Raw genomic sequence first — 11,198 nt, forward strand, 5'->3', positions numbered from 1 at the left:
CTTTTCTTTGAAGAAAAATGTCCGTAAACCTTGATTTCAAGCCAACTTTTCAATATTTCCAAGCACTTTATTCTGTTGTGAGAATTTCTTCTCAATTATTTCTGCACAATATTTATGATTCTTCCTGGCACGTAAATTTCTTTTACGATTGTTCCTGTCAGTTTATCTGCAACTGCTTCTTTACCAGCTTTAATCGCATCTTCTTTTGATACGTCTGCCGGAACTGTCACAACTGCTCTTGTTTTTCCGTTAATCTGAACAGCAACTTCGATTTCATCATCTCTCATTGCATCTTCATCGTATGTCGGCCATCCTGCATTGAATACAGTTCCTTCGTGACCTAACTGCTGCCATAATTCTTCTGCCATATGTGGTGCAAATGGCGCCAACAATACAGCAAATGTGCTCAATGTTTCTTTATCGATTCCGCCTTCTTTTTTCGCGATATCAATTAATTTATTGTTGTATTCCATGAAACCGGAAATAACCGTATTTAAGCTGAAGCTTTCGAGACGTGTTGTGATATCGTATACCATTTTGTTACGAATCTTGATCATCTCTTTTGTCGCTTTTACGTCTGCATCTTTGCTGTCCATAACAAGGTTCCATACACGGTTCAAGAAACGGTATACACCGTCGATTCCGCGGTCATCCCATTCTGCATCTAATTCCGGTGGACCTACAAATAATTCGTACATTCTAAGTGAATCGCATCCGTAATCTCTTACAAGATCATCCGGCGATACTACGTTTCCTTTTGATTTACTCATCTTGATACCATTTTTACCAGTGATCATACCTTGGTTAAATAATTTCTTAAATGGCTCGTCAAAGTCAACTGCTCCGATGTCATATAAGAATTTTGTATAGAAACGTGAGTATAATAAGTGAAGAACCGCATGTTCTACTCCACCGATATACATATCAACTGGAAGCATCTCGTCTGCTTTTTCTTTGGAAACCAATGCTTCTGAGTTATGGTTATCTACATAGCGCAAGAAATACCATGAAGATCCTGCCCACTGAGGCATTGTGTTTGTCTCACGTTTTGCCGGTTTTCCACAAACCGGACAAGTTGTATTTACCCAGCTTTCGATTCCTGCAAGTGGAGATTCGCCTGTTCCTGTCGGTTCGTAAGAATCTACTTCCGGTAATGTCAATGGAAGCTGATCTTCCGGTACCGGAACCGCTCCACAATCCGGACAGTGTACGATCGGGATTGGTTCTCCCCAGTAACGCTGGCGTGAGAATACCCAGTCACGTAATTTGTAATTCACTGTTGCTTTACCGATTCCACGTTCCTCAATGATATGTGGTGCTTCTTTTTTCAGAACCGCAGATTCCATTCCGTTCCATTCTCCGGAATTGATCATTGTCCCGGAAGCCTCTGTGTAAGGTTCTGTCATATTTTCGATTTCTTTTCCGTCTTTTGCAATTACCTGAATAATTGGAATATTGAATTTTGTTGCAAATTCGAAATCACGATCATCGTGAGCCGGTACACACATAATAGCGCCTGTACCGTAATCAGCCAATACATAATCGGATAACCAAATTGGTGTCTTTGCTCCATTAATCGGGTTGATTGCATAAGAACCTGTGAATACACCTGTTTTTTCTTTATCCTGAAGACGGTCTACATTTGATTTCATAGAAGCTTCGTAAATATATTTTTCTACGGCTTCTCTTGTCTCATCTGTTGCAAGGCTTGCTGCCAAAGCATGCTCCGGTGCAAGTACCATAAATGTTGCTCCGTGCAGTGTATCTGGTCTTGTTGTGTAAACTGTAATTTTTTCGTCTTTTCCTTCTACCTGAAAATCAACTTCTGCACCGAATGATTTTCCAATCCATTCTGCCTGCATTTTCTTAACTTTTTCTGGCCAGTCTAATTTATCAAGGTCCGCTAAAAGACGTTCCGCATATTTTGTGATACGGAGCATCCACTGACGTAAGTTTTTCTTTGTCACTTCTGTTCCGCAGCGCTCACATTTTCCGTTCACTACCTCTTCATTTGCAAGTCCTGTCTTACATGAAGGACACCAGTTAATCGGGAACTCTTTTTCGTAAGCTAATCCTTCTTTGAACATTTTTACAAAAATCCACTGTGTCCATTTGTAGAACTCAGGATCTGTTGTATTTACTTCCATATCCCAATCATAAAGTGCTGCAATTTCGTTGATCTGGCGTTTGATGTTCTTTACATTCTCCGCTGTGGAAACTGCTGGGTGAACACCCATCTTAATTGCGTAATTCTCTGCCGGAAGTCCGAATGCATCCCATCCCATCGGATGTACGATATAGTATTTCTGCAATAATTTGTAACGGCTCCACACATCAGAGATTACATAACCTCTCCAGTGTCCTACGTGAAGACCATTTCCTGACGGATATGGAAACATATCCAGACAGTAATACTTCTCTCTTTTCCCATTTTCATCTGATTTAACATTTACCGGGTTCTTTTCCCAGTTCTCACGCCATTTCTTCTCAATGGCTTTGTGATTATAAGGTGTTGCCATTATTTTTCCCCTTTCTGCTTGTAATTCTTGGTGAGGTTCTTTCGAACCAAAAAAGCCTTCTCATCTCAAAAGAGACGAAAAGGCTTGAATTTCCGTGGTACCACTCTCATTCATTCCGCATCCTGCGAAATGCACTCATTGCTTCTGTAACGGGAATTCCCGCTTCTGCCTATGTTACTTGACGAGGTCTTTTCGAGTCTAGTAACAAGGTACAACTCATCGGCTTGGTGAGGTTCTTTCGAACCTAGCGATGTAGTTGTTTCTATTCCTGTTACTTGACGAAATTTTTTTCATCAGTCATTTCAGCAAAAGAACTCCGAGGCGAGTTGGGAGATTACGCTGCTGTCTTGCACCATCCGACAGCTCTCTGAAAACGATAGGCTCTTAATACTCCTCATCTATGTTTTTTGATATTATTTCATTGATTGAATTTAATCTCTTGTATTGTACCATACTAAAATATTTTGTCAAGAATTGAACCACGATTTTCTGAAAATTGAAAACAGACCGATGTGTGAACTGTTACTATAAATCATCCACCAATGCACTGCTTTTTGCATACGCGGTACTTCTCGCCTCAAAGAAATCTGTCTTAATTGCATTTGCATTGGAATACTGGTTCACCCAACGCATACTCTCCGGCTCTGTCTCATGCCCTTCATAAATTGGTGCAAACCCAAGGTTTGTGCATCGCAAATTTCCAAGATACTGCACATAATCCGTGATCATTTCCTGATTCAGTCCTTGCACATCATCTCCGATTACGTAATGTCCCCACTTGATTTCCTGCTCGCAGCCCTCTTTGATCATACTGCGGTATTCGTCTATATATTGCTCGGTAAATAGATCCGGTTGTTCTTTCTTCAGTTCAATTAAAATATTGCGAAACAACCACAAATGAGTGTTTTCATCCCGATTGATATAGCGAATCTCCTGTACCGAACCCGGCATAAGCTGGTTTCTCCCAAGATTATAGAAGAACATAAATCCGCTGTAAAAATAGATTCCTTCTAAAATATAGTTTGCCACAATCGTCTTCACCAGCATTTCCATGCTCTTTTCTGTCTGAAATGCATTATAAAGATTTCCGATAAATTCATTTCTCGCAAGCAAATGTTCATCTTCCTTCCACTGATACAAAACCTCGTTTCGCTCCTGCGGCTCGCAGATGGTATCCAGCATGTAGCTGTAACTCTGGCTGTGCACCGCCTCCTGAAACGCCTGAATAGACAGACATAGATTGACCTCATTTGCCGTGATATACTCGCTGATACCCGGAAGATTTGCCGTCTGGATACTATCAAGAAAAATGAGAAATGACAGAATTTTATCGTATGCCCGCTTTTCTGCTTTCGGAAGATTTCGGTAATCTTTAATATCCACTCCCAGATTAATTTCCTCCGGAATCCAGAAATTATTCATCGCCTGGCGATACCAGCCGCTCACCCATGTGTATTTCATATTGTTAAAATCATTGAGATTTGTTGTGTTTCCACCAATCATTTTCCGCTTCCGCACCTGTATATCTCCGTTCGGATTAAAAAGCGGTCTTTTCTTTAATTGTTCCATTATTCCATCCCTTTCTGTTGCCATTTACTAAGAAGAGCAGACTTCACATTCCTCCACTTCCAAACTTTTTGAACGTATATAATAAATCGTTTTCACGCCTTCTTCCCACGCAAGAATATAAAGATCCAACACTTTTCGGAACGTATACTCGTTCGTAATATAAAGATTCATGCTCTGTGCCTGATCGATATGACGCTGGCGCACTCCACATGCGCGCACGGACCACTTCTGCTCGATGTAGTGTGCATTTTTGTAGTACCAGAATGTCTCCATAGAAAGCTCCGGCGCAACACGCGGCATCAATCCATTTTTCTTTTCTTCGAGGAAATACCGATTCATGATTGGGTCAAGTCCTGCAGTCGTTCCAGCGATAATGCTTGTACTGCTCGTCGGCGCTATCGCTAGAAGGTAAGCATTTCGGAGTCCCTGCTGTTTGACTTTTTCCCGAAGCTGATTCCATTTTTCTGTATTCAAATCTCGTTTATCAAAATATGTGCCTGTCTGCCAATCGCTTCCCTCAAAATATGTGTAACTTCCCTTTTCTTTCGCAATCTCGCTACTTGCCTCAATTGCCGCATAATGAATCTTTGAAAAGATGTCCTCGGCAAATTGTAAATGCTGCTCGCTCTCCCATGAAATTCTCTGTTTTGCAAGCATATGATGATATCCACTCACACCCAGTCCGATCGGGCGATATTTCTCATTATTGATTTTCGCATACGGAACAGGAAAGAAATTCAGATCAATGACATTGTCAAGTGCCCGCACCGCACATTTTGTAATATCCGCAATCTCTTCCTCATCTTCCACGTTCAGATGTCCCAGTGACAGGCTCGCCAGATTACATACAACAAACTCGCCCGGTTTTGTGACCGTGACAACCACTGTTTCTCCATTCACCGTTTCTACTCGCTCTTCCACTTCCTCGATTCCGCTCATGTTCTGCGCAATCTCCGTACAAAGATTACTGCAATAAATCATACCTTTATGTCCATTCGGATTCATGCGGTTGACATGATCTCGATTAAATGTAAACGGCGTGCCGGTCTCCACTGCGCTTTTGATAATCAGCCGGATAATGTCTTTAATCGGAACGACTCTCTTTTTAATCCGATCATCCTGCACACAGTCCAAATATTTCTCTTTCCACGCTTCTCCATAACAGTCTTCCAGCGCATAGCCCTTCACCGTGAGAATCTCGTGAGGACACATCAGATACCAGTCTCCCTCGATATTGTCTCTTGCCTGCTCCCAAAAATAATCCGGGTAGCAGACTGCCGGGAACACATCGTGCGCTTTCATACGATCATCCCCATTATTTGTTCGCAAATTCAAAAACTCCGGCAGATCTCTGTGCCACACATCAAGATAAACTGCAACTGCCCCTTGACGCACACCAAGCTGATCAACTGCGACCGCCGTGTCGTTTGCAAGACGAATCCAACGTATCACACCTCCTGCTGCCCCCTCAAATCCTCGGATAGCGCTTCCGCTTGCCCTCACTTTTCCAAAATACATTCCCATTCCTCCGCCAAATTTACTTACTTTGGCAAAATTATCGATACTTCGGTAAATTCCATTTAAACTATCCGGAACAGTATCTATGAAGCAAGAAGAAAGTTGGTGATACGGTTTTCTTGCATTCGATAACGTCGGTGTCGCCATCGTCACTTGAAGTTTACTGAGCATATCGTAAAAGAGTTTTACCCAAAGCGTCCTGTCTTTCTGCTCTTTCATCGCCAGATGCATGGCAATTCCAAGAAACATCTCCTGCGGACTTTCCAGTGCCACACCTTTTCCAGTGTGGATCACATAACGGTTGAGCAACAATTCCAATCCCGAATAAGTAAATAAATCATTTCTCTCAGGAGCTAAAAATGTCTCAAATTCGTCGATTTCCTCTTGCGTATAATACTCCAAGATATACTTTCCATATAGTCCTTGCTCTGTCAAATATACAATTTTTTCATACAGTGTTGTAATCTCACATGATTCCTCTGCTTCCCTCAGTTCTCTTTCAAAAGCAAACATCAACAACCTTGCCGCAATCATCTCCCATTTTGGAGCTTCCTGTGTAGTCAACTCCACAGCCGCCTTGACCAAAAGTTGCAGATTTTCTTCTATTGAGAGTTCCGGTTTCTGAAATGCCAGAAATTTATCTTCCAATATCCCCAGATAATATATCTCTTCCGGGAAATCATTCTGAATCGCCTCCATACAAGAGGCAATCTCTGTAAAATCTTGAAATGTCTCTATCATCTTTTGTCTATTTCCCATATTTTTACCTCATTACTATTTATAGTGTTTCCCAAAACAGAATACCACAATATATAGTCATTTTCAACCATAAGAATGTATTCTGCTTTGCGAAATTCCTATACGCTAAAAAGACACATGATTCTACATCATGTGCCCGTTATCTGTCTGTTCTTAAATTTGTTCTAAAGCCTGCCCAATATCTTCTAAGATATCTTCAATATGTTCTGTTCCAATGGACAGTCTGACTGTACTGTCATAAATCTGCTGCTCTTCCAACTCTTCTTTTGACAGTTGTGAATGTGTTGTTGTCGCCGGATGAATGACGAGACTCTTTACATCCGCCACATTCGCAAGCAGCGAAAAAATCTGTAGACTGTCAATAAATTTGTGTGCTTCCTTTTCACCGCCAACAATATCAAATGTAAATATCGATCCTGCACCATTCGGAAAATATTTTTGATATAATGCGTGATCCGGATGTTCTGGTAAAGATGGGTGATTTACACGCTTTACTTTCGGGTGATTTTCCAAAAATGCTACAACTTTTTTTGTGTTCTCTATATGTCTTTCCAATCTCAGTGACAAAGTCTCCACACCTTGCAGTAAAAGGAATGCATTAAATGGAGAAATGCACGCCCCTTTGTCTCTCAGCAAAATTGCTCTGATATATGTCACAAAAGCAGCCTCCCCGGCGGCATCCACAAAGGAAATACCGTGGTAGCTCGGATTTGCCTCTGCAATGTTCGGATATTTTCCGGATTTCTTCCAATCAAACTTTCCGGAATCTACAATAATACCTCCGAGAGATGTCCCATGACCGCCAATAAACTTTGTTGCAGAATGTACAACGATATCCGCTCCATATTGAATCGGTTGAATAAGATATGGGGTTCCAAATGTGTTGTCAATCACAAGCGGAATATTATGTCTATGTGCAATCTCGGCAATCGCTTCTATGTCCGGGATATCGCTGTTTGGGTTACCTAATGTCTCAAGATAAATCGCTTTTGTCTGTTCCTGTACCGCATCTTCTACTTCCTGAATGTCGTGTACATTGACAAATGTCGTCTGTATTCCCTGTCTTGTAAGAGTGTTCTCCAACAAATTATAGGTGCCTCCGTATATCGTCTTCTGCGCTACAATATGGTCACCTGCCTGTGCGAGCGCCTCAATCGTATACGCAATCGCTGCCGCTCCGGATGCAACTGCCAATGCCGCTGCACCACCTTCTAATGCAGCTATTCTTTTTTCCAACACATCTTGTGTAGAGTTCGTCAATCTTCCATAAATGTTTCCCGCATCGCTAAGTCCGAATCTGGCTGCCGCATGTGCAGAATCGTGAAATACATACGATGTCGTCTGATAAATCGGCACTGCTCTCGCATCTGTTGCAATGTCTGCCTGTTCCTGTCCTACATGTAACTGCAATGTTTCAAATCTATATCCCATATTTTCTACCTCTCTTTTTATCAAATTGTCTGGTTCTCGATTTTCTTAACAATAACAGCACATTCGCCCATTTCTGAAATTATGTCTCAACATGAAAAACACTATTTTCATATACCCCATCTCCAATGCTTTTTTATTTCTTAGATATTACCCCTTAATTCCTACCTTGTCAATATGTTTTATGGGCTTTTTGTTTCGAAAAACATCTTTTTGAAAAACAGTAACAGTATTTAATTGCTCAATTCACTTAATTTGACTTCATCAACTAGAATCGAGCTAATATCCGTCTTCTCTAAATACTCTACAATTTCATCTCGCTTTCCTGAGATACAATAATTCTTTGCTTCCAACACATCTAATTGTTTCGCATCTTCATAACATTCTCTCAGTGCACTCTCTTTCCCTTCACCCGGAAATACATATTTACTGCTTTGTAAATCTAAAGAGTTCCATATATCCATATGATCCAGCAAATCTTTTAAGTGAGAAAGATACGTCTCTTTCAGCTGCGCCTCTGTCATCTCTGTTCGCGCTGCATCCTCTCCACCAATCAAAGAGTCCCGCAACGCAAGCCCTCCTTGAAACGCTGAATTTGGCTGATAGACTTCCACCCATTGCACATCCACAGCTTCTTTCCGAAGTTCTTCCACCTCTTTCGGACTTTCTGCCCCGACAGAAAGATATAGAATCGAAGACTCCGGAAGTTCTTTGATTTTTTCAAGATATTCTTCTTTTTCTTCATATGGATTCTCAAATCGATTTGCCCGAAATGAAGTTACGAATCCACTGTCTCTCCAGTTCACATATTTTCCATACTTCATATCAACCCACACATTTGGCACACCATAAATCACCGGACTTCTCCGGTCTGTAATCTGCATAGACAACTCATATCCTGCAAATCCCTTTTTCTTTACTTTTAATGCAACGAGTTCCGCATACGGCTGTGTCGTCTCCCAATAATTTTTCAGAGTTGTCTGCATCTGACTGTGCTCTCCCTCATTTAGCTTTGCCGGGTTGATAAAAATTGCATTCAAAAATGGATTAATAATAAGCAGCAGCACAAGAACCACTCCAATAATTCCGGCCAACGTACGGCATACAATCTTCTGAATCTTTTTCTTCATTCTCTGTTCAATTTTCTTCTCCAGTTCTTCCTGCTGCGGCATATCTTCCAGCATCGCTTCCAATTCCTGATCTAATTTGTTTTCATTCCATTCTTTCATGATTCTCCCTCCAATCGTTCTATTAATTTTTGTTTCGCCCCTTTCCATCTCTTTCTACCAATAAAACACATCCATATCTATTTTGTGACATCTTATATCGATTATTATAACAAAAGACAGATACAATTTCTGCATCTGCCTTTCATTTCTTATTCATCTTTTATGTTTTTCTGTACGATCTTTCGCATCATGTCCCACACTGATGTTGATATCCCTCCCACTTTTTCGTTTCTTTTATAAATCTGGGATTTTTTCTCAGGCTACTCTTAGACTGCCTTACCTTTACTTCCACAAATCTCCATCTTTTGCATTGCATATTGTTTGACATTCTCTCTGCCACATGCGTTGTATTTTTTAGGATCAATCGTCTCTGGATTTGTCTGTAAGACTTCAGTCACTCCTTTTGTGAATGCAATACGAAGATCTGTAGCGTAATTTACCTTACAAATTCCTCTTTTGATACATTCCTTTACCGTATCATCCGGCACACCTGATGTTCCATGCAAGACTAATGGAATAGAGACCATTTCCCTGATTTCACTCAGGCGCTGCACATCTACTTTCGGAATCCCTTTGTAAACTCCGTGTGCCGTTCCGATTGCAACAGCTAAAGAATCAATTCCTGTTTTTTCTACGAACTGCGCAGCTTCTTTTGCATCTGTATAACCGCCATCGCCGCCATCCAGATCATCTTCTTTCCCGCCAACTTTTCCAAGTTCTGCTTCTACGGGAATACCACTCGGATGGCAGGCATCTACAACCGCTTTTGAAACAGCAATATTTTCCTCAAAGCTTCCATGAGAGCCATCTATCATAATAGATGTATATCCTACTCGCAGGGCTCTCATCGCTAATGAGAAACTATTTCCGTGGTCTAAGTGCATCACCACTGGTACTGTCACTTCTTGCGCGGCAGCCATTGCATTATTATAAAAATACTTTAAATCAGCATATTTTACGGTAGACGGTGTTGTTTGCAAAATTACAGGGGATTGCGATTCTTGTGCTGCTGCAACCACAGCCTGCACCATCTCCATATTTTCTACATTAAATGCCGGTACTGCATACTCACGTTTTTGTGCATCTAAGAGCATCTGTTTTGTTGTCGCTAATGGCATAATTCTCCTCTTTTCTCAAGTTGTTCTACTTGAACTTGTTTCTCTATCATCTCAAATTTGCTATACTCAAAATCTCCTGTGTTCTCCGAAAGTGCATTGGCAGTTGCAACCGCCATCGCATATGCTAATGCTTTTTCCGGTGAATACTCTCTTATCATGGCAACTGCAAAGGCTCCAACCATAGAATCTCCACAGCCTACAGTATTCACCGCAGTGATTTTAGGTGGTGTTCCTCTGAAAACGCCTTCCTCACAGATCAAGACTGCTCCTTCTCCACCAAGTGAAACTACAACATACGGTATCCCCATATCATAGATTTTTCTGGCACACTCAATAATCTGTTCGTTTGTTGTAAGTTTTATCTGAAACAACATTTCCAGTTCATCTTTGTTTGGCTTTACCATTGTAGGTCTTGCTGACAATGCATTTTTTAACAACTCGCCACTGGTATCAAGTATTACTTTCCTACCTTGTTCTTTTGCCATCTGTATCATATTTTGATAAATGGTTGCTGACATTCCTCCCGGAGCACTGCCTGATATGGTTATCATCGCACTTTTTTTAACAATATTCCCAAACTCAGTTAGAAATTCAGTTTCATTTTCTTTTGTCACTGTAAAACCTGGTTCTAAAAATTCTGTAGAGCCATATTTTTTATCTAATATGTTGATGCAGCTTCTTGTCTCACCTTCTACCTGTACGAACTGATACGGTATCTGTTCTTTCTCTAATAAATATTCCAGATAGCGTCCATTAAACCCTCCAACAAATCCTGTAGCAAGTACCTCTTCTTTACACAAATGTATAATTTTGGCAACATTAATGCCTTTGCCACCTGCTGTATTTCTGCATTTTGCGACACGCATCACCTCACCATTTTTCATATCATTTGCAAGATAATATGCTTTATCTATGGAAGCGTTTAGTGTAACTGTTGTAATCATTTAATCACGTATAATCCAATTATCCTCTTTTGAGGATAATGGATTATTCTCCTTTCTCCCAATCTCTTGGGTTTTATCGAATACTCCATTATAATACTTAAAGCACTGTGGATC

7 protein-coding genes and 1 other annotated feature are annotated in these 11,198 nt (G+C 40.8%); all 7 genes read right to left on the bottom strand.

All coding sequences use genetic code 11. The features are described 5' to 3' along the window. Positions 1-95: 95 nt before the first annotated feature. Positions 96-2,519, bottom strand: a complete 2,424-nt coding sequence (gene leuS, locus ACTQXY_RS14165; RefSeq protein ID WP_441659996.1) for a leucine--tRNA ligase — start codon at positions 2,517-2,519, stop codon at positions 96-98. Between the two features lie 67 nt (positions 2,520-2,586). Then, positions 2,587-2,929 (bottom strand) — a binding site (T-box leader). Positions 2,930-3,044: 115 nt separating this feature from the next. Next, positions 3,045-4,088, bottom strand: a complete 1,044-nt coding sequence (locus ACTQXY_RS14170) for a ribonucleotide-diphosphate reductase subunit beta (RefSeq protein WP_441659997.1) — start codon at positions 4,086-4,088, stop codon at positions 3,045-3,047. Positions 4,089-4,115: 27 nt separating this feature from the next. Beyond that, positions 4,116-6,365 carry a ribonucleoside-diphosphate reductase subunit alpha gene (locus ACTQXY_RS14175; protein ID WP_441659998.1) on the bottom strand — a complete coding sequence of 750 codons (2,250 nt, stop codon included), beginning with the start codon at positions 6,363-6,365 and terminating at the stop codon, positions 4,116-4,118. Positions 6,366-6,518: 153 nt separating this feature from the next. Further along, positions 6,519-7,796, bottom strand: a complete 1,278-nt coding sequence (locus ACTQXY_RS14180) for an aminotransferase class I/II-fold pyridoxal phosphate-dependent enzyme (RefSeq protein ID WP_441659999.1) — start codon at positions 7,794-7,796, stop codon at positions 6,519-6,521. A 230-nt stretch (positions 7,797-8,026) separates the two neighbouring features. Continuing rightward, entirely contained in the window at positions 8,027-9,022 is a 996-nt protein-coding gene (locus tag ACTQXY_RS14185) for a hypothetical protein (protein ID WP_441660000.1), read from the bottom strand. Between the two features lie 266 nt (positions 9,023-9,288). Continuing rightward, complete coding sequence (locus tag ACTQXY_RS14190; protein WP_441660001.1) at positions 9,289-10,140, bottom strand: tagatose-bisphosphate aldolase subunit GatY; 852 nt, start codon at positions 10,138-10,140, stop codon at positions 9,289-9,291. After that, complete coding sequence (pfkB, locus tag ACTQXY_RS14195; RefSeq protein ID WP_441660002.1) at positions 10,131-11,084, bottom strand: 1-phosphofructokinase; 954 nt, start codon at positions 11,082-11,084, stop codon at positions 10,131-10,133. The genes ACTQXY_RS14190 and pfkB overlap by 10 nt, the downstream gene beginning before the upstream one ends. Positions 11,085-11,198: the final 114 nt, after the last annotated feature.

The sequence above is a fragment of the Faecalimonas sp. LCP19S3_D12 genome (assembly GCF_052121495.1).
Lineage (GTDB): Bacteria > Bacillota > Clostridia > Lachnospirales > Lachnospiraceae > Faecalimonas.